The organism is Streptomyces violaceorubidus (assembly GCF_000717995.1).
In the GTDB taxonomy this organism is placed as follows: Bacteria; Actinomycetota; Actinomycetes; order Streptomycetales; family Streptomycetaceae; genus Streptomyces; species Streptomyces violaceorubidus.
In genome coordinates, this window is sequence record NZ_JODM01000235.1 from 1 (window position 1) to 233 (window position 233).

Below are 233 nucleotides of genomic sequence, written 5' to 3' on the forward strand. Positions count from 1 at the left end.
GGTGGACCAGCGCGAGCAGTGCCTGCTTGAAGCAGCCGAGCTTGCGCCAGCGTGTATTGCGGGCCTGGCGGTGCTCGTGCAGCAGCCAGGCGACATGCTCAACCAGCTCGTGCGGGACGTCGAGCGTGGCAGGATACGGAACCACCAGGGCCCCTTCGGTCGCCGGTGTGATGAGTGAGATCACCACGCCAACGACAAGGGGCCCTGTCTCGTCACCACACCCGCTGACCAGC

General features: G+C 66.5%; 1 pseudogene. It reads right to left on the reverse strand.

Going from position 1 to position 233, the window contains the following annotated elements:
• Window positions 1–187: pseudogene (locus IE94_RS0134910) on the reverse strand (IS5/IS1182 family transposase); the annotation flags it as partial.
• Between the last annotated feature and the right edge of the window lie 46 nt (window positions 188–233).